General features: G+C 42.9%; 16 protein-coding genes, 1 pseudogene and 1 riboswitch. Of the genes and pseudogenes, 10 read left to right on the forward strand and 7 right to left on the reverse strand.

Translation table 11 applies throughout. The annotated features are described in order from the left end of the window. Window positions 1-200: 200 nt before the first annotated feature. From ACED48_RS11920 to ACED48_RS11930, 3 genes and pseudogenes are all read left to right on the forward strand, one after another. A pseudogene (locus ACED48_RS11920) lies at window positions 201-2,005 on the forward strand (hypothetical protein). Next, a complete protein-coding gene (locus ACED48_RS11925) occupies window positions 2,002-2,739 on the forward strand; it encodes a DUF3726 domain-containing protein (protein WP_017058454.1) in 738 nt (245 codons plus the stop codon). Before ACED48_RS11920 ends, ACED48_RS11925 begins: the two are co-directional and overlap by 4 nt. Before the next feature lie 368 nt (window positions 2,740-3,107). Further along, window positions 3,108-4,400, forward strand: coding sequence for an alpha/beta fold hydrolase (locus ACED48_RS11930; protein ID WP_017058453.1), 1,293 nt, complete (start codon window positions 3,108-3,110; stop codon window positions 4,398-4,400). Window positions 4,401-4,505: 105 nt separating this feature from the next. Here ACED48_RS11930 and ACED48_RS11935 read toward each other — a convergent pair whose 3' ends face one another. Beyond that, entirely contained in the window at window positions 4,506-4,688 is a 183-nt protein-coding gene (locus ACED48_RS11935) for a hypothetical protein (RefSeq protein ID WP_017058452.1), read from the reverse strand. Between the two features lie 294 nt (window positions 4,689-4,982). Then, a complete protein-coding gene (locus tag ACED48_RS11940) occupies window positions 4,983-5,207 on the reverse strand; it encodes a PAS factor family protein (protein ID WP_017058451.1) in 225 nt (74 codons plus the stop codon). 273 nt (window positions 5,208-5,480) lie between these two features. Here ACED48_RS11940 and ACED48_RS11945 point away from each other — a divergent pair, with 273 nt between their 5' ends. The 3 genes from ACED48_RS11945 to ACED48_RS11955 all read left to right on the forward strand — a co-directional run bounded on the left by ACED48_RS11945 (window position 5,481) and on the right by ACED48_RS11955 (window position 7,410). After that, window positions 5,481-6,281 carry a PhzF family phenazine biosynthesis protein gene (locus tag ACED48_RS11945; RefSeq protein WP_017058450.1) on the forward strand — a complete coding sequence of 267 codons (801 nt, stop codon included), beginning with the start codon at window positions 5,481-5,483 and terminating at the stop codon, window positions 6,279-6,281. Between the two features lie 148 nt (window positions 6,282-6,429). After that, window positions 6,430-6,933, forward strand: coding sequence for a YgjV family protein (locus ACED48_RS11950; RefSeq protein WP_017058449.1), 504 nt, complete (start codon window positions 6,430-6,432; stop codon window positions 6,931-6,933). 12 nt (window positions 6,934-6,945) lie between these two features. After that, on the forward strand, window positions 6,946-7,410 hold the full coding sequence (locus tag ACED48_RS11955) for a GNAT family N-acetyltransferase (protein ID WP_017058448.1): 465 nt from the start codon (window positions 6,946-6,948) through the stop codon (window positions 7,408-7,410). A gap of 254 nt (window positions 7,411-7,664) precedes the next feature. Here ACED48_RS11955 and ACED48_RS11960 read toward each other — a convergent pair whose 3' ends face one another. Next, window positions 7,665-8,162 carry a fasciclin domain-containing protein gene (locus ACED48_RS11960; protein WP_017058447.1) on the reverse strand — a complete coding sequence of 166 codons (498 nt, stop codon included), beginning with the start codon at window positions 8,160-8,162 and terminating at the stop codon, window positions 7,665-7,667. A gap of 511 nt (window positions 8,163-8,673) precedes the next feature. On the opposite strand from ACED48_RS11960, the gene ACED48_RS11965 reads away from it, so the two are divergent. Both ACED48_RS11965 and ACED48_RS11970 read left to right on the forward strand, forming a co-directional pair. Beyond that, window positions 8,674-9,168: a GNAT family N-acetyltransferase gene (locus ACED48_RS11965; protein ID WP_017058446.1), complete on the forward strand. Its 495-nt coding sequence runs from the start codon at window positions 8,674-8,676 to the stop codon at window positions 9,166-9,168. A 213-nt stretch (window positions 9,169-9,381) separates the two neighbouring features. Beyond that, window positions 9,382-9,481, forward strand: a riboswitch (purine riboswitch). A gap of 89 nt (window positions 9,482-9,570) precedes the next feature. Further along, window positions 9,571-10,569 (forward strand): adenosine deaminase, encoded by a 999-nt coding sequence (locus ACED48_RS11970; RefSeq protein ID WP_017058445.1) that lies wholly within the window; start codon window positions 9,571-9,573, stop codon window positions 10,567-10,569. An 80-nt stretch (window positions 10,570-10,649) separates the two neighbouring features. Here the strand turns inward: ACED48_RS11970 and ACED48_RS11975 are convergent, their stop codons facing one another. The 4 genes from ACED48_RS11975 to ACED48_RS11990 form a co-directional block, all read right to left on the reverse strand. Next, a complete protein-coding gene (locus tag ACED48_RS11975) occupies window positions 10,650-11,294 on the reverse strand; it encodes a DUF2057 family protein (RefSeq protein WP_029627289.1) in 645 nt (214 codons plus the stop codon). Window positions 11,295-11,659: 365 nt separating this feature from the next. Then, a complete protein-coding gene (locus tag ACED48_RS11980) occupies window positions 11,660-14,035 on the reverse strand; it encodes an ATP-binding protein (RefSeq protein ID WP_017058443.1) in 2,376 nt (791 codons plus the stop codon). Continuing rightward, window positions 14,028-15,122, reverse strand: a complete 1,095-nt coding sequence (locus ACED48_RS11985) for a cytochrome-c peroxidase (protein ID WP_017058442.1) — start codon at window positions 15,120-15,122, stop codon at window positions 14,028-14,030. Before ACED48_RS11985 ends, ACED48_RS11980 begins: the two co-directional genes overlap by 8 nt. A 326-nt stretch (window positions 15,123-15,448) precedes the next feature. Beyond that, window positions 15,449-17,011, reverse strand: coding sequence for an arylsulfatase (locus ACED48_RS11990; protein WP_017058441.1), 1,563 nt, complete (start codon window positions 17,009-17,011; stop codon window positions 15,449-15,451). Between the two features lie 347 nt (window positions 17,012-17,358). Here ACED48_RS11990 and ACED48_RS11995 point away from each other — a divergent pair, with 347 nt between their 5' ends. Together ACED48_RS11995 and ACED48_RS12000 are read left to right on the forward strand one after the other, a co-directional pair. Beyond that, window positions 17,359-18,906, forward strand: a complete 1,548-nt coding sequence (locus ACED48_RS11995; RefSeq protein ID WP_017058440.1) for an arylsulfatase — start codon at window positions 17,359-17,361, stop codon at window positions 18,904-18,906. Window positions 18,907-19,098: 192 nt separating this feature from the next. Then, on the forward strand, window positions 19,099-21,507 hold the full coding sequence (locus tag ACED48_RS12000) for a tetratricopeptide repeat protein (RefSeq protein ID WP_017058439.1): 2,409 nt from the start codon (window positions 19,099-19,101) through the stop codon (window positions 21,505-21,507). The last annotated feature ends 50 nt before the right edge of the window (window positions 21,508-21,557 follow it).

A 21,557-nucleotide genomic window follows, 5' to 3' on the forward strand; every position in this document is an offset into this window, starting at 1 on the left:
GAACAAATCAGCCTTTGAAAGAAGGCTGACACAAGATTCCGAAAGGAAGAGGAAAACCGTACTGATGAAGATACATCGGACGGCATTATTTAGGTGAAGAGACTTAGTGAGAACAAATAATAATGGGCGAGTTCGCTTGCTTTAATAACTATCAAAAACGTGGAAGCTAACCAGCATACTGTTAATAACAAGTGCTTTAAATGACGGCAACGTCCAGTTCTGAATGGCTAGCAAGTCCCTTATAACTACAAAGGTGGTGAGCAAAATGGATGCACATCGTTCTACCTACACTGAATCAGCACTACGTGACGCAACCGTCGTCATGGCACCGGAAAGACTGGGTGCTATGCACCAAACACGTATCAGCTTCGTAAGAACTCTGATTCGTAAAATGGCGCAACAGCAATGGAAAGTGACTAAGCATGAGTGGCAATTAGACGCTCAAGGTTTTGGTCACGTTATCTATAAGCTAGCGACGCCAAATCATGTTTATCATTTGGTTGTTTTTTGTGATGAAATTGCAGACGACGAACGAAATGACCGCGTAATTGCTGAAAAGTGGGACGTAACGTTTGCGCTTGTTCTTGGTGATGTTGATGTCACCCTACTTGAAAGACTTCGTGCGAATGTACCGCTTCAAGAAGCAGGTCGTAACTCTAACAATGTGCTTGTTTTAGCGCGTGCCAACAAAAGTGTGCGTGTGTTTGAACATATTGTTAGTCATTTGGCTAAAGGTGTCCAGCCAACGCCGAAAGAGCTAGCTGAAGTGGGCTACATCCTACGAACGACTGCGGTATATGGTAATGGAAAATTTGGTATTGCTGATTTTAGAATATTGGAAAACAATCCAGATTTTAACCAGTCGTTCAGTGCACAAATGTGTGCAGTTTATATGCTGCGAGAATTCAGCCTAGATTGGGTTCAATATCTAGCAGAGCAACAAGGCGGCGAACAAGCAATTACTTTGCACCGTGGATTACAGCGCTATTTAGGTGTGGGTAATGCAACAGGTTTAGGCATGGCGCCGTACCTTATTAACCATCCAAGGATTGTCGATCAATGGATGACAACCCGTGAACAAGCATTGGCTGCGGTATTGGCGAGTCAGACTGATACGGCGTTGATCGAGCCACTACGTACCTTAGTTAAAAAAGCGATTTGTCATTTAGAGCAAGTCGTTACTATCAATGAAACACAGCAAGAGCTGAACAAAGCTGCTGTTGATGATTTGAAGCACACAGATCAATCATTAGAAGCTTCTGTCAGCCTGTGCGATACATGGGCACAGTTAGTCGAACAATCTAAGCACATGAGTATGGAAGCCCAAGAAATCCTTATCTCATGCTTGATGGAATTGTACCCAGAATTAGTGGACGCCCATCAAGAGCAAATGAACTGTAGCGAAACATTGTCGCTTCCTAGTGGTAAAAAGATCCAAGACCTATTGGTTGTGTTAGAAGAAAAGTACCGTTGGGCGATCACCACCGACTTCACGAAAGCAGAGAACAACTACTGGTTCTGGTATCGCTCTCAAGACAAAGAAGAGCCAAGACTCGGTGTTCGAGGTGAAGAGCTGGGTGAAGAGCGTGAATTGCCGTTAGATATCGGCCGCCAAGCTTACCGTTTGTACCATGCTTTATTGCAATTCGCGCCAGAGCTTTCATTGGCTGAGTTCCTGGTTAAGCAGCCGCAGCATCGTGCTATTGCACGTCGTGTATGGACGCTAGGCAACAAAGCGATGGGCGACATTCAAATGAATGTTCTGCACCAAGATTCGCCACCAATGCACTTACTGCGTTGCAAGCTTGCGATGTTTGGTGCGACTAAGTTTGATCCTCGCTCAGACCGTTGGGTACGAGTGACGTTTTTCCAAGGTGCGCCATTGCTTGATGAAATTCATCAGGACGAATGGGTGTTCCCAGTATTACCAAGTGAAGCGGAGCTCGCTGATTCACAAAAAGCTACTACACATATTAATGCTCAACATGGAGGTAAATCGTTATGATCGTTTCTCACAATGAACTGGTAGCGGCCGTCAATAAAGCCTTTCTGGGTATGCGCCGTACATGTGGTGAAGCCGATGTGATAGCGAACATGGTGGCAGATTTACAAATGGTGGGGTTGGATGGTGTTCGTCATTTTAACAATGCGAGCAACTTCATTGGGTTAGAAGACGATTGCCCAGTGGACATTCAAGTGCTTAGTGATAACACGGTTGAAGTTGACCTGCACAAGGCAAGTTTAGCGTGCCACCTACCTGTGGTGATGGATTACGCGATTGAAAAAATGGTGGGCAAGAAGACGCTGAAAATTGAGCTAAACAACTGCCATAACCGCTGGTTAGCGTACAGTGAGCTTGTAAAACTCGCAGCGAAAGGCATCGCGTGTACCGCACGTTGGGAAAATGGCTCAAACCCTAAGAGCACCTTGTATGTGCTTAACCGTGGTTGTGTTGCTCCAGAACTGTTTTTATCAGATTCGCCACTGACATCGGACGAACATATCCACAATATGACCATCGAACTTTCCGTCCAGGATTTCGATATCGAACGTTTGTCAGTTGGCTACCAAACACACATTGAGTCGGAAGCGCTTTTTAAAACTCAAGAGAAAGCGTGGAACGATGGCATTGAAGTTGATGAGGCAGAGTGGGGCGCGTTAAAAGAAACCGCAACGGCCATTCTTGTCGAAAGCAGCCAACGTTCGATTCAAGGTGCAGGTGAGCTAACAACTTCATAATTTAGTGCTTAGTGCTTAGTGCTTAGTGCTTGGTGCTTAGTGCTTAGTGAATCGATAGCATTATTGATAACACACGCTATAACAGATAAAACCAAAGAGCTTAACGTATCCTCACCTCGTTAAGCTCTTTTTATTTGTCTCCCGTTTTCATTCTTCCTCTCAATAGAGCCCCCCTTAAACCTTCTGTTTTGAAACAAGTTGTTACGCGTATAAAGCTAATTTGGCGATTTAATGAAGTACCTTCACATTCAGGTTCAACAAACGGTTTCATTTACAAGCTAGTATGCGTATCTTGCTAAGAAAGGTGCCAAAGGGCGCCGGTTTTATTCGTACCGATGACTTTAGAATCAGATAAAAAGGAATGAAGCGTGCAAGCTAACTTTATTGATGGAACCACCCTGTATCGTCAGCACTCTTTTGAGTTGCCACTCGATTACCAAGCCAAAGATGGACAACAGATCCAAGTCTTCGCACGTGAGCTAGTTGATCTCGCTAAAGATTCGCAAGAACTGCCGTGGCTTATCTACTTTCAGGGCGGTCCAGGCTTTCCATCTCCACGAGTGAGCGGTCAATCAGGTTGGCTAAAGCGTGCATTACAAAACTATCGTGTTCTGCTTCTGGACCAACGTGGTACTGGCAACAGCACGGTTATTAGCCATGAAACCTTGGCGCATTTGTCTCCAGAACAACAAGCTGAATACTTAACGCATTTCAGAGCAGACAATATCATTCGTGACGCGGAAGCGATTCGTGAGCAGTTCGGTATTAAGCAATGGTCGACGATTGGTCAAAGCTTTGGTGGCTTCTGTACACTGAGCTATTTGTCACTGTTCCCTCAAAGCCTACAGCGCTGCTATGTGACGGGCGGCATTCCTTCTATTAAACGAGAAGCTGACGATGTTTATCGTGCGACTTATAAGCGTGTCGAAGACAAAAACAGAGCCTTCTTTGCTCAGTTCCCACAAGCGCAAGCGATGTGTCGTGAGATCTCTGATTACCTGCTTAACAACGATGTGAGACTGCCAAACGGTCAGGAGTTCACGGTTGAGCAATTCCAACTTATTGGCATTAACCTTGGTGGCGGTGAAGCGAACCTGCCGATGTATTTCACGCTAGAGAGTGCCTTTGTTGAAGTGAATGGTAATAAGCAGTTGAGCTACAGCTTCCTAAATCAAATGCAACAAGAGCAGGGTTATTTAACTAACCCAATTTACGCAATCTTGCATGAATCGATTTACTGTCAAGGTACAGCGTCTAACTGGTCTGCACACCGAGTGCGAGAGCAGTATCCACACTTCAACTACCAATCGGGTAGTGAGTTCTGGTTTACTGGAGAAATGGTCTACCCGTGGATGTTTGACCAACTAGAAACGTTGAAGCCATTACGCGAAGCAGCCAATCTATTAGCTGAGAAATCGGATTGGGGTACTTTGTACAATGCAGAGCAGCTGAGCAAGAATACGGTTCCGATGGCGTGTGCGGTTTACGCAGATGACATGTACGTAGAACTGGATTACAGCCGCGAAACACTGGCTAATATTCCAAACTCGAAAGCGTGGGTTACCAACGAGTATGAGCACAATGGTTTGAGAGTGGATGGCGAACGAATTGTCGATAAGTTAATGACGATAGTTGATACATTAGAAAATTTGCCCAAATAATCAATTTTCCCGGCCAGAAACAAGAAAACGCTGCATCCGTGCAGCGTTTTTATTAGGTCATCGAACTTAGATATTAAGAACTAGGAGGGGTAGCTTTTAAAACCATTAGGGCTGGATGACGATATCTTGAGTTTCGGTAGTCGTTAAGCTGGCGCGATTCTGTTCGATAAGTTGAGCCGCATAAGAGGGAGTCACAGCTTGAATTTCGCCCTTTGAACGAATGGTTAGTGCTTCCCACGCATGGTCTCTGTATTTGCCAGTTTGTGTATATTCAATAAGTACTCTCATGAGCCTTCCATCTAATGTGTGGTTAACGTGCTACTAACATTAGTCATTTAGACATGGTTACGCACCTGTTAAATATGAAACATAAGATTAACCAAATGTATCGGGCGATAACCTTGATAAATTTGTTATATACATTTGTAACAAGTAATTGTGGGAGGTCGGTACGGTGTGGAGAGGTCAAGGTTATTGTAAGTTTTGCTTAGGGTGAAAGATAGAATATGTTTTTATATAAAAAACGCTGCATATAAGCAGCGTCTTTAACGATGGTATCAAACGATCCGTATAACGGAGTGTTTACTTTTTCAGACCAAGGCTTTTACTTGCAGAAATAGCGGCACTTTCTAGGTCGGTAATACGCCCTGCACTGGCTGGACCTAGGACATTTGAATACAAGGCTAACTGTTTCTCAAATGATAAATCCAATTGGTTATAGAGATTTTGGCGAATTTGAGCGTGCTGTTGCGGCTCAGCGTTCGATAACCCTTCCAATGTATCGTAGATGAGAGCTGTTGTATCCATAGATGGTCCTTAGTAAACCTTTACAAAATAAGGAGGATTATGCACTCAGTCTCATCTTTGTTCTGCGATATCGATCTCATTATGTGTGAATTGACTGTATTATGTAATCAGTTAGTTAAAACGTTTGGTGACTGAAATGCCGAAACTGGTGTAATTAGGCTCTCTATAATCAACAAGACGTGGACAATAGTTTTTGTTAGCTACTTGTAGCAGAGAGTATTTGTGCTTATTGTGTTAAACAATATTTAACCTATGCCCTCACTAGGAGTCATTGTGGAGTTAGAGATACATCAGGTTGATTCGTTCACAGCCCAAGCTTTTAAAGGAAACCCTGCAGGGGTTTGTATTTCACAGGTGTCCTTGGATGAGTCATTAATGTTTTCAATCGCAGAAGAGATGGCGGTGTCAGAAACGGCTTTTCTGGCACTTAACACCATGACGCTTAGATGGTTCACGCCTGAAGTTGAAGTGAAACTATGCGGACACGGTACTTTGGCTACAGTCCACGTATTGAAAGAACAACGATTTGTGAAAACAGGTGACCGAGTCGTGTTTAATACTTTGTCTGGAGAGTTAGCTGCCACCGTTTGTGAGTCTTCTATCGAGCTTGATTTCCCTAGTACTGATTTATCATCGAGTTCTGATCCCGACGGAGCGTTGCTTGAACATTTGGGCTTAGTACGGAATCAAGTTGTATCATTCAGGGAGTTTGATTCAAAGCAGTTAATAGAAGTCGTCGATGAGCATGTACTATTGAATTTGTCACCTAACTTTGATGCCTTGAAAGGCATTAAGGGGCGAGGAGTTGTTGTGACGGCATTATCGTCAAACCCTGAGCTCGACTTTGTTTCTCGTTACTTTGCTCCATGGGTGGGGGTTAATGAAGACCCTGTAACCGGGTCGGCACATTGCGCTCTGACTCAATACTGGTCAGAGAAGTTGAATAAACGCAGTTTTGACGCTTATCAAGCATCGTATCGTGGTGGTTATATTTCTACGAAGTTACAAACGAACGGACGGATTAAGCTGATAGGTACTGCAACCACCGTGATCAGTGGAATGTTGAGGTTGTAGTTTCTAACCAAGTTGTCTTATGAGCTTGTATTTTCTAACTTGCTCTTATTTTCAATGTCTGTTTTTATTAGTCGGGCTTATGCTTCAGTCATGCCTATTTGATTGACTAAATAGCTAAAGTGTCATTGTCATTATTTAAGGAATCGCCGTGTCAGCCTTCTACCTTTCACAAGTGCTCGTCGCCATCGCTATATGTTTCGACTTGTTGTCTTTTCAGTTCAAAGAAAGGAAGAAAATCGTTACGTGTTTGTTTTTCGCTGGTGTTCTTATTTCGAGTCATTTCATTCTTCTTGAGCAATGGACAGCGGCGAGTTTGATGATTATCGCGACTGTACGTTATTTGACGAGTGTGTTCTCGACATCACCTAAATTAAAATACTTCTTTTGTTCTATGTCATTAGTGGCAACAGTTTTTACTTATTCTGGGGTTGTGAGCGTATTAAGTTGTTTGGCTTCAGTTTTTCAAACTTTAGCGGCGTTCAATAAAGACGATCGTCGCTTGAGAGAGTTGATGATAATAGGAACCAGCTTTTGGCTAATTCATAACTATTTGGTTGGTTCTCCAACCGCAGTGGTAATGGAAGTCTTGTTTATATGCAGTAATTTAGTGGGTTATTACCGTTTTTATTTCAAAAAAAGTGCAGTGGTATAAAAGGAGTATGTCGTGGTTAAGATTCGAAACTATCAAGCGAGTGACGCCAAAGCGCTGTGGGACATTTACTTTAATACCGTTCGTAATATTAACGTTCGTGATTACTCTCAAGAACAAGTCGAGGCTTGGGCACCAAGTTATTTTGACTCCGAACTTTGGCAAAAGTGTTTGCACCGTATACGACCCTTCGTGGCCGAGTTAGAGGGAGTTGTGGTTGGTTATAGCGACCTTCAACCGAATGGGTTGATTGATCATTTTTTCTGTCATCATGAATACCAGGGCAAAGGTGTAGGAAGAGCTTTAATGGAACATGTGTTTTTTATTGGTGCAGATCTCGGAGTGACTCGGTTTTTCTCTGAGGTGAGTATTACCGCCAAGCCTTTCTATGAGCACTTTGGTTTTACGGTGGTGAATGAGCAGGAGGTCGACATGCGTGGAGTTAAGCTGACAAATTACGTAATGGAGAAAGTGACCTAATAGCCTAATCTGATTTTAGTTTGGTTATCGCCAATGCTATTTCATATTAAGAGATGAAGAGTGTCGAAAAGTTCAAGCTATGAGCGCCTGTTTGCTTGATACAGACCTTTATTTAAAAGTGTTACTTATTTCGTTGCAAAAGCATCCTTTGTAGTGAGAGTAAAGTTTGTAGCGAAAAAACAATCTGTAGCAAAGGATGAAAGGGCGTGATCCAATCACACCCTCTAAGAATTGTTCGTGTTTATCTCTTTTGCTTACTTTGGCAGTAACACTTTATCGATCACGTGGATTACGCCATTGCTTGCTTCAACGTCTGGCATTGCGACTTTAGCGTTATTAATCATTACGTTACCATTGTCAATTGCTATCATTACAGCTTCCCCTTGCACCGTTTCAGCACTATTAAGCTTCATGACTTCTGTTGCCATTATTTTTCCTGGCACCACATGATATGTGAGCACGGCGACTAACTTGTCCTTATTTTCAGGTTTCAACAACATATCAACCGTACCTTCTGGCAGTGCCGCGAATGCTTCATCGGTTGGTGCAAACACCGTGAAAGGGCCATCGCCTTTCAATGTCTCGACTAAGCCTGCCGCTTTCACTGCTGCTACTAAGGTGGTGAAAGAACCATTTTCAGCCGCCACATCAACGATATCTCTCTTCATTTCATGATGGTTAGCTTGAGCAAAAGCGGTGAAAAGAAGTGTTACAAATAGTACTGACAGAGTCTTACTTAAGTTATTAAACATATTGTCGTCCTTTGAGTTTGTCTGTATTTCCGACAATCATTACGAAAGTTTAAACTTAATAGATCAACTTATTGAACCTTCGATCAACATCCTTTTATAGCCAACGTCATCATACGAATAAAAATACACTGCTAAATCATTGTTATAATTTCACTTATCTACGTATAGCTGAAAGTAATTACTCAATTAATGGATGTGAATATGATTTTTTACCTGTTTTACTGTCGGGATTTGCGTCAATGTGGACGCGAAAGGTGGTTTGATAGGTTATCAAGATTGGTCCTAATATCGATTTTTATAACTCCGAGTAAGTGTTAGCAGCTGTTGGTGTCGACTATAAATTCTAACTACACTCAGATTCCAAACTGTGATTTTCATTATTCGCTTAGCTTTCTCTTCATTATTTGTTCAAGTATTTTTAGTTCTTACCACTTTTAAGGTTGTAGGTGCTCGTTGCTATCCGTAATATGAAAAATAGGTTACAGGTAGGAAGAATTAATAAGGAAGTGCTTTGGAAATACAAATTAGACACCTTGAACTCACGGACAATTCAGATATTTTCGATATTTATCGTTATCCATCAGTATCTGAAAATACTTCACAAAAGCCTTTCCTTAGTTCAGACCAAGTTGAAAGGTTGTTTGGACATTCTGACCATTTTTCTTTGGTGGCTGAAGTCTCGGGTAAAGTCGTGGGACATATGACCTTATTCATGACTACGAAGGTCAGAGACAGACACTGCGCAGGGCTTGGTATCGCGATTCATCCTGATGCCCACGGCAAAGGGGTCGGTAAGGCATTAATGCAAGAAGCGATCAATCAGGCGGATAACTGGCTTAATCTAGTGCGCCTTGAACTTGAGGTTCATGCTGATAACCACGCCGCAATTGCTTTGTATGAAGGTGTCGGTTTTCAATTTGAAGGCACTAAAAGGCTCAGTACATTCAAAGCCGGGAAATATATCGATATGTTATTAATGTCGAGAATTCGACCGGATTACCTCTAATATCTCGCTATTTGTTTACCTTTAGTGGACGGATCCTATAGTGATAACTGACAGCCCCAAACCGTTTGTTGTTTGGGGATTTTATATAGAATGAACGGGTTATTTATTATTTATCCCAAACCATAGCGCAGCGAAAACTGGATTAATTCAGTATGGTTGTCGAGTTCACAATCTTACTGAGTAATTGGTTAGTGAAATTCCCATCTAATTCTGTATAGTTACAACAGTTTGCTTCGTATAACCCCAATGATATGGTTTGGGGGTCTCTACCAGCTCCCGCAAAGTGCTGATTACGAAGGGTTTAGATCACAATAGTGTTCTTACTCTTTGTAATGGCGTTCAAAAAACATCTTGTCTATTATTCAGAGTAAGTACACACCTAAAATCCATAGTAGGTGAAATATGAACGCATTTATTCAAGGGCTTCCAAAAGTAGAGTTGCATTTACATATTGAAGGTTCATTAGAACCCGAGTTACTTTTCCAACTGGCTCAACGCAATGGCATCGACCTGCCTTATTCATCTCCAGAGCAATTAAGAGCTGCTTATGAATTTGATGATCTGCAGTCATTTCTTGATATTTACTATCAGGGCGCTAATGCTCTGCGTACAGAACAAGATTTTTACGATCTAACATGGGCATACTTAGAGCGCTGCCAAGCTGACAACGTTATCCACACTGAAATTTTCTTTGACCCTCAAACACATACTGATCGTGGCATTGCATTCGATACCGTGATTAACGGCATTCACCGTGCGCTTGAATACGGTCAAAAAAAACTAGGAATTACCTCTCAAATCATTGCCTGCTTCTTGCGTCACCTGTCTGAAGAGAGCGCCATTCAAACGTTCGCTGATATTCTCAAGCATCAAGATAAAATTATTGGTGTTGGATTAGATTCTTCTGAATTAGGGCATCCACCCGAGAAATTTAAGCGAGTATTTCAGAAAGCCAAACAAGCGGGTTTCCTAACGGTAGCTCATGCGGGAGAAGAAGGGCCAGCTCAAAATATTGTTGATGCGATTGAAATGCTCGGTGTTAGCCGAGTAGACCATGGTGTGCAATGCATGACTGACGAGGCCTTGGTAGAGGAATTGATTGAAACCAAGATGCCACTGACTGTATGTCCACTGTCTAACACTAAATTACGCGTTTTCGATGCGATGGAAGACCACAACATAGTCGAGTTGTTAAGAAAGGGCGTAGCTGTCACCATTAACTCTGATGATCCTGCGTACTTCGGTGGTTATATGTCGGATAACTTTAATGCTGTGAACCAAGCTCATGACATGACGCAGCAAGAACTGGCGCAGTTTAGCTTGAATGCTATTGAAGCGAGCTTTATTGGAGAGTCATTAAAGCAGAAATATAGAGAAGTTGTGTTGGCTTATATCGCATAGCTTTCTGCAATATATGAAGGTAAAGAAGCTGGCTATAATAACGTGCCAGCTTCTTTAGTTTGAACGAGAGATAAGCCGATCTACTTGTTCACGTAATCTTTGAATTTTTGTTTGGTTTCAGAGTCAGCTTTTTCGTACCAGAAATAGAGCATCTCCTCGGCTGTGTTCGCAGCGTTAGTATCTATCTTAGCTGGCAGAGTAACTGGTTGAGCAGCAACGGACGTAGTCATGCCAATGGCTAGTGCCGCAATGCCACCTTTCTTGTTGTATTCTTTAGCTTCTTGAGGGAACTTACGACCAATTTGCATGCCGTCTTTAATTAACTTGTCTTGCTTAACACTGATAACGTTTTGGTTCTCATCAACCAATTTCCAATCTAGGTTCTCAAAGCCTTTCTTCGCTTCACGGGTATTATGGTATTTAGGCATATCGAACATCAATGCAGCGTCGGTAGCACTGAAGGTTGCGATAATAGCATCGCTATCAACAAACTCACGGTCGTTACCTTTGTCAAAAGCAAGCTGATATTGGAATACGATCTGGTTTTTACCGTCTGGAACGGTGAGCGTTTTATGAGAAGAGAATAAGCTGCCATCTAGATCTGGCTTAGCTTCGTTGACCGCTAGAATATCAACACTTGATGGAACTTGAATTTCAACGTCAGCTAATACTGCAGGTGTTGCAACGATAGCTGTAAGTAGGGCAATGCTTTGGATTGTCTTCATAATCATACAGTTGTTTATAGTTAGATAAATCACATTCTCATGCAGAGCGAAGTATTTCAAGTTACCTTGTCTCTATTTGATAAAATTCACCGAAACTTAACCTAAGCCTAATTTTTGAACGAATTACTCGCACTTTTCCACTCAGATAAGGGGGCGTTTAACGACTCATGAGGTGTAGGGTTTATATCGAAGCTTTAGGACTCAAATCTGTAAGGGGCATGGGATAAAACGCTACATACATTGAAAATATTAGAAACCTAACTGGCAACCGCTTACTTGAAAGCGGCAAATCAGTTTGTTGCTCGTTTGAAGAAAGTAAACAAGCCAAACGTACGAGCAATTGCCCACATAGCGGCAGAGGAGGTCTACCCCGTTTTTTGTTGTTGATGGAGTTTGTGTATTAATCGCATTGCTTGGTGACTATTGACCATTAGCCTATTAATGAGTTGTTGAAGTAGCTCAGCCTCGGGCATCATATGTTGTTCGGTGATTTCTTCAGCGGAGATTGATAGCTCAAGAACCTCCGACATTTGAAACTCTGCGGCGATACTTTTTACTGCTTGTAAGGTGTCGTAGAGTTCATCAGGTTCTGAATCAGAAAATATCTTTATTAATTGATCAATTTCGTTCTCTAACTTATTGACCAGAGATCTTAAACATTCAAGCTTCTCGCTGGCTTTAAGCTCTTCGCCAATCAGTAATTGGCAGCGAGATATCTCTTCTTCTGTCATCGGCAGCTTATCTTTTGGATGACGAGTAAGTACCGTAACATTGCCCCTAGCTTCGTTCTGAAGGCTTTGCAGATGCGAGGATCTGTGTCGATTTATCTCAAACTTATGACGAAATTCATTAATGGCATTTTGGAGACTGTTTTTTTGTAGTGGCTTAGTGAGAACGAAATCAGCCCCTGAAAGCAAAAAATCGTCATGAGCCTCTTTGAATACGTCTGCGGTGCACGCGAAAATGACGGTCTTGAGTTTAAGTTCATTTCGAATTTTATGTATCGCTTCTATACCGCTCATGTTAGGCATGTGGTTGTCCATTATGATTAAGTCATATTGGTTTGAAATCAATTTATCCAATGCCTGTAATCCGTCGTAGGCGTTCTCAACGGTTAAGTTTATCGACTCACAGAACTTTCTTATCACCATTGCGTTAATCTTGTTGTCTTCTACTAATAGCACAGAAAAATTATCGAGTGTCTCACTATATTTGGGTAGTACTTTTTCTACTATTTGTCTTTCAATCTCATACATTTCCAATGGAAGAGTGATGGTAAATTTAGTACCGAAATTTATCTGACTGAAAACCGAAATCGTCCCTCCCATCAATTCGACTAACTGCTTCACAATAGAAAGTCCTAATCCTGTTCCGCCAAACTTACGTGTCGTTGAAAGCTCTGCTTGTTCAAATGCCGTGAATATGTGGTCGATTTTGTCTTCGGCAATCCCAATCCCTGTGTCGGCGACCGTAATATGTACACTTGGTGGGTTCGTTGATGTGATCTGGAATTCAACTTCGACTTTCCCACTTTCGGTAAATTTAACGGCGTTGCCAGCAAGATTAAATAAGATCTGACGTATACGTGCGGGATCTCCAATGAGCTGAATATTGGTTGGTGTGCTGTCTTTTATGAGAAAAGATAAGCCTTTTTCGGCGGCTAATGGTGTCAGGGTTTTATCAAGATGGGTAATGATGTCTGTGACTGAGAATGGGCTTAGTTCTAGCTCCATTTTCCCTTGTTCAACTTTAGAAAAATCAAGAATGTCATTGAGTATTGTGACGAGATGTTGACCTGAATCGATAATAATTTGGGCCTGCTTTCGGGTATCGGTACTTTGTGAGTCCTCTTTGATGATTTGAGCGATGCCCAATACGCCATTCATCGGCGTGCGTAATTCATGGCTCATGGTCGCGAGGAACAAAGACTTCGCTTCGTTGGCTTTGTGTGCTTTGTCAGCTGCTTCTTGGTAAGAAAGGTTGTTCCGTTTCAACTCGAATACACGCAGAATAAAGAGCGTGATTGAGAAGGCAAAGGTAAGCAGGGCGAGGGTGATGATGAGTCGAACGATAAACCCGACTAGTTGATCTTGAAAGTTTGTAAACTGATGTGCAATTTGATCTAGATATTCCATGCTATGAGCGGCAAGGACTTGCGAGAGAAGCTGGCTTTGTTGTTGATTAAGCACCACAAACGTTTCTGATAGATTCGCCAAATCTGAGTCTACATTTTGTTGCTGGATGGAGGCTCCGGTTTGCAAAATACTGGCGAGAAGTCCGCTTGGTATTTCTAAGTTCATAGAAGAAGATAAGCGGTTATCAGTGAGCTTAAGAGTCAGAGATTGCAGAATGAACTCTCGAGCGACACTTAGCCCGACAAGGTTGTCTAGCTTATCGATATTAGCCATTGAAGCATTGTGGAAGCGCTCAAGTAATTTAACCGTTTGTAAGTCGCTAAAGAACGTGGAGTGTATTTTCTTTCCTTGATAACTCTCCCTTAATGTTTGTAGTTTCTTTTCTAAACGGACTAGATTTGCCGACATTTGATAAGGGTTTGAAATACCTGCGAGAGCACTGTTCGTGACTTTATCGCGCATTTCTAAAATTTCATGGCCTAATTCACGAACAGACTCACTGTATTCAACGACATTCTCATGTTCAGTGTAGGTGAGTACGATGGCGCTGATTAGACCCACGAATAGAGAAACAAAAAGTAAGAGGGCGAGCCTGATTTTATTCATTTTCAAACTCCACTAATATTGGAGGTCGGAGACCTGTAAGTGTTTTTAAAAATACTTTAAGATCACTAATAGTTTGTTTTTCGAATGTTTTACCGAGCTGGCTTTCACCCATAATTTTGATTGCTTCTTCTAAAGTAGGTGTTTGACCATCATGAAAATAGGGTGCTGTAATTGCCACATTTCTTAGGCTGGCGACACGAAATAGATGTTTATCTTGTGGTTGACCGGTAAACATAAAACGGCCTTGATCTTTACTTCTCTCTGCACCTGTTCTTGATAACCCAAAGTAGCCAAATCGCATTACCATGCCGCCGCCAATATTGGTGCCTTGGTGGCAACGAATACAGCCTTCCTCTTGAAAGGTTTTCCACCCCCTTTTTTCACTTGCAGAAAGTGCAGAGTTATTGCCTCTTAAATATTGGTCGAAAGGAGAGTGAGGTGTCGTTAAGCCTCGCATAAACTCAACGAGAGCTGCTTTAATTGAGGCCTCGTTAATAGCTGTTCCCTCTTCATTGAATAGACTAACGTAATCATCTGCCTGGGATACATAATCAATAATATATTCCCAGTTAGAATCCATTTCGGCGACGTTATGTACGGGGCCATCGATTTGGTCAGTAAGGTTGTTAACGCGACCATCCCAAAAGAAGCGGTAGTTAAAGGTCGCGTTGAACACTGTGAGTGAATTTCTCATTCCGCTGCCGTTTACTCCAGCAGATACAGGGGTCACTTCAGCCCCATTGGTTTGCAGGCTATGACAACTTTCACAACTGACACTTTGATCGGACGATAAGTTGGGATCCCTGAATAAAATCCAACCTATTTTGGCAAGCTTCTTATCAATTTGAATTGAATCTGGAATTGGTGATACTGGAGATTTTGCAGATGGGATCTGTTTGGTATTTTGGGTATCTGTAGTGGAGGTGTGGGCTGCTGAAAGGAAGGTTTCATAGTCGTTATTACGAGAATGTTGTTCTTCATGTTCAAGTAATACATGGACCTTTGAAGAGGAGGTATCATAAACCAATACGGAGATTGAAACGCAAATTACCGTTACGCTTATTACAGCCAGATATGGCGTTTTCATAGCATCAATTCCAACTGATTATGACCACTCAGAGTCGCTCTGATTCCACCTTCATTCCCTTGTTAATGAAGGTGTGACTTTATAAACCTAGTTGCAATAAATTGATGTTGCAAGGCTGGTGGAAGGAAATTAAACCGGTTTGGTAAGTATGCTCGGGAATGGACTGATAAACTGGGGCTAATGTAGGTGCGATGAAGAAAAGCCGTAGTCACTGTATTGAGTCACCACGGCTTTATTATTTCATAATGCACTTACTTTATATATCTGAAGTGCGTATGTTTACTCGAAGTACTAATGTTTACTTGAAACATCTCTCCTAAATCGGCTTATTTAGCTTGCGCTGCTGCTGCTTCTAGTTGCTTAAGTTTACCTTGAAGCATGTATGTATTCTGGTTGAAGTTACCAGGGTTCAGTACTTGGCTGTTCTGCATTGGGTAGTCAGGTAGCGTGTTCATGAACTCTTGTACTTTGCCGCCTACTGGTACGAATAGCCACATGTTGTCTGCCATCCAACGTAGGTACATGCCAGATTCGTGTGGGGCTTTTTCGAATGGGTCTGCACGTAGGTGAACGACTTGAGGCCAGTTTGGTTGGAAACGTACCGCATCGGTAATGTTACCGTCCATTACCGCGAATGAGATCTTGAAGTCATTCCAACGAACTGCGTTTAGCTCAGCGTTTGCAGAGAAGTAAAGCATGCTATCACGAGGGCCTTTCTCTTCTTTACCTTGGAAGTAAGGTAGGAAGTTGTACCCATCTAGGTGTACGCGCCAGTTTTTACCGTTGTAAGTTGCACCTTTGTCAGACGCAAGTTTCTCAACCACTTTATCATCACCAGCGGCTGCTAGTAGAGTAGGGATCCAGTCTTGGTGGCTCATGATGTCATTGATCTTAGTCCCCGGTTTGATTGTACCAGGCCAGCGAACGAGCTGAGGAACACGCATACCCCCTTCGTAAGTGGTACCTTTCTCACCGTGGAAGTAAGTTGCACCGCCATCAGGCCAAGATACTGTCTCTGCACCGTTATCGGTAGAGTAGATAACGATTGTGTTGTCTGCGATCTTAAGCTCATCAAGCTTATCTAGAAGGATACCCACTTGGTCATCGTGCTCTAGCATGCCGTCTGCGTAGATGCTGATACCAGATTTACCTTGGTATTTCTCTTGTAGACGAGTCCACACGTGCATACGAGTCGTGTTGTGCCAGATGAAGAATGGTTTGTCAGCTTTCACCGCTTTTTCCATGAATGCTAGAGATTCCTCTAGGAACTCTTCATCCGCGTGCTCCATACGCTTACGCGTCATTGGGCCTGTATCTTCAATCTTACCGTCAGAAGTCGATTTGATTACACCACGAGGGCCAAAGTTCTTACGGAACTCAGGATCTTTAGGGTAGTAGTATGTCTCAGGCTCTTCTTCCGCATTTAAGTGGTAAAGGTTACCGAAGAACTGGTCAAAACCGTGGTTTGTTGGAAGGTGTTTGTCTTGGTCACCCATGTGGTTTTTACCGAACTGGGCTGTCATGTAGCCCTGTTCTTTAAGAAGGTCAGCGATCGTTGGAGCCCAATCTGGGATACCGTGGTCTGAACCTGGCATTCCGATAGTCAATAGACCAGTACGGAAAGGTTCTTGGCCCGTTAGGAATGCAGCACGACCAGCAGTACAAGACTGTTGCCCGTAGTGGTCAGTAAACAGAGCGCCTTCGTTAGCAATACGGTCGATATTAGGTGTTTCGTAACCCATCATACCGTTGTTGTATGCACTGATGTTGAATACACCAATGTCATCACCCCATATAGCAAGAATGTTTGGTTTTTCTGCTGCTGTTGCCGCTGAAGAAGCTGCTAATAAGCCAACACCTAATGCTAGTTTATTAATTTTAGTACCCATAAGGACTCCGATTCACTTTAAAGATTAATGCGTTAGAGCAACACATCGTTGGGCAAACATTAATCTCTAAAATCGGTTGTGTCTTTTTATAGTGGTTATAACTAATTGTTATGGGGTTTTATTAAGGTTTTGATTTTTAGTGATTTTTTAATATTTTTGTTGGTTTGCCTTCTAACATTAGTTGTGATCATTATCATGTTTGTGTGCGGAATTTCTGTCATCTAGTTGTGCGTGTCGCTGTTAAGAAAAATGACAAATAGATTAATAGTTTAGCGAATCTCGCGATCGTTAAAAAAATGGACTATATGTTGTATGGCAGGATGCAAATAACTAACGAAGAGGTTTTTATGACAGCGAAATATGGCGTCAAACGTCGATTAGCAATTCTGGGTACTGCGATGATGGTGGCTTCCACCACCACATTCGCGGCAGAAAAACCGAATATTCTCGTCATTTGGGGTGATGACATTGGCCAATCTAATGTCAGTGCGTACACCTTTGGCTTAATGGGGTATCAAACTCCAAACATTGATAGCATCGCCAAAGAAGGGATGATGTTTACCGATTACTACGGAGAGCAATCTTGTACCGCAGGTCGCTCTACGTTTATTACAGGGCAAAGTGTACTGAGAACAGGCTTGAGTAAAGTAGGCTTGCCGGGTGCAGATATTGGTTTGCAAGCTGAAGATGCAACCATTGCAGAAATGCTTAAACCAATGGGTTACATGACGGGGCAATTTGGTAAAAACCACCTTGGCGATAAAGATGAATTCCTTCCAACAGCGCACGGGTTTGACGAATTTTTTGGTAACCTTTACCACCTAAATGCTGAAGAAGAACCAGAAAATGAAGATTACCCAACCGATCCAGAATTTCGTAAGAAATTTGGCCCTCGTGGTGTTATCAAGTCATTTGCTGATGGCAAGATTGAAGATACTGGGCCTCTAACGCGTAAGCGTATGGAGACTGTCGATGAAGAAACACTCGATGCCGCACTTGATTTCATGGATCGTGCGGTTAAAGCCGATAAGCCATTCTTTGTTTGGTGGAACGCAACACGTATGCACTTTAGAACCCACGTGAAAGCGGACAGTAAAGGTGTGACCGGTGTCGGTAACTACGCTGATGGTATGGTTGAGCACGATAGACATGTAGGCCAATTATTGAAGCAAGTGGATGAGTTGGGTATCAAAGACAACACGATTGTTTTCTACTCAACGGACAACGGTCCACACATGAACTCTTGGCCTGATGCGGGTACAACACCGTTCCGTGGTGAGAAAAATACCAACTGGGAAGGTGCGTATCGTGTACCTGCGATGGTTCGTTGGCCTGGTAAGATTGAACCGGGTAGTGTTTCTAACGAGATCATGCACCATATGGATTGGTTGCCAACTTTTGCAGCCGCCGCTGGTGATGACCAAATCAAAGAAAAACTTCTGAAGGGTCATAAGGCGGGCGATAAAACGTTTAAAGTTCACCTAGATGGTTATAACTTCCTTCCTTATCTAACAGGTGAAGAAAAAAAAGGTCGTCGCTCTGAAGTTTTCTACTTTACTGATGATGGTGATTTGGCCGCGCTTCGTTACAACCAATGGAAAGCGGTATTTATGGAACAGCGTGCAACGGGCACGATGCAGATTTGGGCTGAACCGTTCGTGACGTTACGTCTTCCTAAGCTGTTTAACCTGCGTATGGACCCATACGAAAACGCAGACATTACATCGAATACCTATTATGACTGGTTGTTGGACCATGCATATATGTTCGTTCCTGCGCAAGCGTATGTTGGTAAATTCTTAGAAACGTTTGCTGAATTCCCACCACGCCAAAAAGCAGCAAGCTTTAGCTTGGATCAGGTAATGGAGAAACTTCAGGAATCTCATAACAAATAAGTGATTGTTTGAGTGAAACTGAACAGATTGAAGAGCTCTTAGGAGCTCTTTTTTTATGCGCATACCGATGAGTAAATCCCGGTCGTGAATATGAGTCACAACTATCGTGCTCACTGCCACTAAATAATTGTAAATTCGTTGTTTTTGCGTCTACCTTATTAAGCATAAGGATGTATAAAAACAAGGAATGTTATGTCTGCATGGTTGTGCTTACTGGTAAACGGATTGAAACACCAGCAAGTCGCAGTATTATCCGCAATTTTGTCTCCATTGATGTTGTCGCTGTTCAGTTTGAACGCTTATGCCGGCGAACAAGATCCTAATAGCAACACTGAGACTTCAAAGCTCAGTTCTGTAGCTTCAGACGCTAGCTCTGATGTTTTACCTATCGGCTCTAAAGCCACCTATGTCGGATCGGAAGCTTGTGTTGATTGTCATAGTGAAGAAGTCGAAGCGTGGGAGGGCTCTCATCATGATATGGCGATGAAGCACGCTACAGATGAATCTGTATTAGGCGATTTCAACGATCAAACAGTCATTTATGGAGGTAAACCCAACCGATTTTTCCGCAAAGACGAAGAGTTCTGGGTCAATATCGAAGGGCCAGACGGCCAATTCAAAGATTACAAAATCAGCTATACTTTTGCCTTTAAACCTCTTCAACAATACATGGTTGAGTTTGAAGACGGCCGTGTACAGTTGATTCCTTTTGCTTGGGACTCTCGCACTGAAGGCGAAGGCGGTCAACGCTGGTTTCACCTCTATCCTGGTACCACCAACACTGATGAATTCTACTGGACCAATAGCGGTCAAAACTGGAATTTCATGTGTGCAGATTGCCATTCAACGAATCTAGAAAAAAACTACGACAGCGCGAGCAATACTTATAATACTACTTGGTCCGAGATTAATGTCGGTTGTGAAGCCTGTCATGGGCCTGCAAGCGCGCACGTTGAGCAGGCCAAGCTAGCCAAAGCTAACGGCGGAAAGGATGCTCAAGTCTCGGCGCATTATGGTTTTGATCGCGACTTGTCGAAGTCGGTGAAAGAGTGGATCTACCAAGAGGGCAACTCAACCCTGCAACCAAAAGACATCATCCATACCAATCAAGTTCAAACCTGTGCTCAATGCCACAGCCGACGTACTCAGTTAAATGAAACGGGTGATCACGTGAACGGGTCATTCTTTGATAAGTATCGCCTGAGCTTAATTACTCCTGAGCTTTACCACAACGATGGTCAAATCTACGATGAAGATTACGTTTACGGATCTTTCCTTCAATCCGTGATGGCTGAAAAAGGCGTCACATGTACTAACTGCCACGATCCTCATACCGCTGAACTAAAAATTGCGGAAGAAGCCGTGTGTAGCCAATGTCACATTGCATCAGAATACACGCCTGAAAAGCACACATTCCACGAAGCGAATACTGAAGCTTCACAATGCACGACTTGTCACATGCCAGAGACGACTTACATGGAGGTCGACCCAAGGCGTGACCACAGTTGGCATATCCCACGTCCTGATATTAGCCAACACATTAAAACGCCGAACGTGTGCACTAGCTGTCATGCAGATCAAACCGACCAGTGGGCAGATAAGCAAATCGGTGAGTGGTTCCCAGATTCTAAGTATCGTAATCAGCAGCATTTTGCCGTGGCCTTTTATGCTGACTCCATAGGGCATCGAGGGGCAGAGGATGCGTTGGCGTATTCGGCTCAGGATTCCAGCTTAAGCAATATCATTCGAGCATCGAGCTTAGAACGTTTGGGCGGTAATACGGGTAAGAATACGCTTATTTCGCTGGCAAGAGCGGTGAAACACGATGACGAGATGATCCGTTTGGGTGTGGTACAAGGCTCGTCTGGTTTCCCATTCACTGACCGTTGGCAGATTCTAGAACCGCTATTGAAAGACCCGGTATTGTCGATTCGTTCAGAAACCGCAGGCGCATTAGTGCGTTATTGGGGAGAAATGAATCCTCTGCAGAAAGACCAAATCAAACCTGCATTGGAAGAGTACATTGAGATACAGCAATTTAATGCCGACAGAGGATTTGGGCGTACTAACCTAGGCAACGTTTACCGAGATTTAGGTCAGCACGATAAAGCGATTGAGTTCTATCAAGGTGCTATCGAGATTGAGCCTTACTTCGAAAACAGCTACGCCAACTTGGCGGATTTGTATCGAGCGCAAGGTAACGAAGCAAAAGCGTTATCAACCTTGAAGCAAGGTATTGAAGCTCAGCCTAAATCGAGTGTTTTGCCATACAGCACAGGATTGTCTCTGCTTCGTGTGAAAGATTACGAACAAGCAACGGACTACCTTAAACAAGCCGCTGAAACTGCACAAACCGACCCTCAATATTGGTATGTGTACGGATTGGCTTTGGAAAAATCGGATGTTCTTGCGGCAAGTCAATCACTGCATAAGGCTTACCAATTTAGCCGCAACCCACAGCACCTGTATGCCCAGTGTGAAGTGTTGGCGCGAAACAGCCATATACCGGGCGTACCAAAGGCGTTTGAGCAATGTATTTCATCATTGAGCAAAGTGGCTCCGCCGGAGGCAATTAACCAATTGAAAGCTAGGTTTAAATAAAGCGATGAGGTGAGCTTGGCTATCGAGCTTATAACTAATAGTTATGGGGC

The sequence above is a fragment of the Vibrio sp. 5S239 genome, assembly GCF_041439575.1.
Lineage (GTDB): Bacteria > Pseudomonadota > Gammaproteobacteria > Enterobacterales > Vibrionaceae > Vibrio > Vibrio kanaloae.

Excerpts from the sequence above, each read along its gene's own strand:
- ACED48_RS11990 (WP_017058441.1), bottom strand. The coding sequence starts at position 17,011 with ATGGGTACTAAAATTAATAAACTAGCATTAGGTGTTGGCTTATTAGCA.
- ACED48_RS11985 (WP_017058442.1), bottom strand. The coding sequence starts at position 15,122 with ATGAAAACGCCATATCTGGCTGTAATAAGCGTAACGGTAATTTGCGTT.
- ACED48_RS11960 (WP_017058447.1), bottom strand. The coding sequence starts at position 8,162 with ATGTTTAATAACTTAAGTAAGACTCTGTCAGTACTATTTGTAACACTT.
- ACED48_RS11925 (WP_017058454.1), top strand. The coding sequence starts at position 2,002 with ATGATCGTTTCTCACAATGAACTGGTAGCGGCCGTCAATAAAGCCTTT.
- ACED48_RS11995 (WP_017058440.1), top strand. The coding sequence starts at position 17,359 with ATGACAGCGAAATATGGCGTCAAACGTCGATTAGCAATTCTGGGTACT.
- ACED48_RS11935 (WP_017058452.1), bottom strand. The coding sequence starts at position 4,688 with ATGAGAGTACTTATTGAATATACACAAACTGGCAAATACAGAGACCAT.
- ACED48_RS11975 (WP_029627289.1), bottom strand. The coding sequence starts at position 11,294 with ATGAAGACAATCCAAAGCATTGCCCTACTTACAGCTATCGTTGCAACA.
- ACED48_RS11970 (WP_017058445.1), top strand. The coding sequence starts at position 9,571 with ATGAACGCATTTATTCAAGGGCTTCCAAAAGTAGAGTTGCATTTACAT.
- ACED48_RS11980 (WP_017058443.1), bottom strand. The coding sequence starts at position 14,035 with ATGAATAAAATCAGGCTCGCCCTCTTACTTTTTGTTTCTCTATTCGTG.
- ACED48_RS11940 (WP_017058451.1), bottom strand. The coding sequence starts at position 5,207 with ATGGATACAACAGCTCTCATCTACGATACATTGGAAGGGTTATCGAAC.
- ACED48_RS12000 (WP_017058439.1), top strand. The coding sequence starts at position 19,099 with ATGTCTGCATGGTTGTGCTTACTGGTAAACGGATTGAAACACCAGCAA.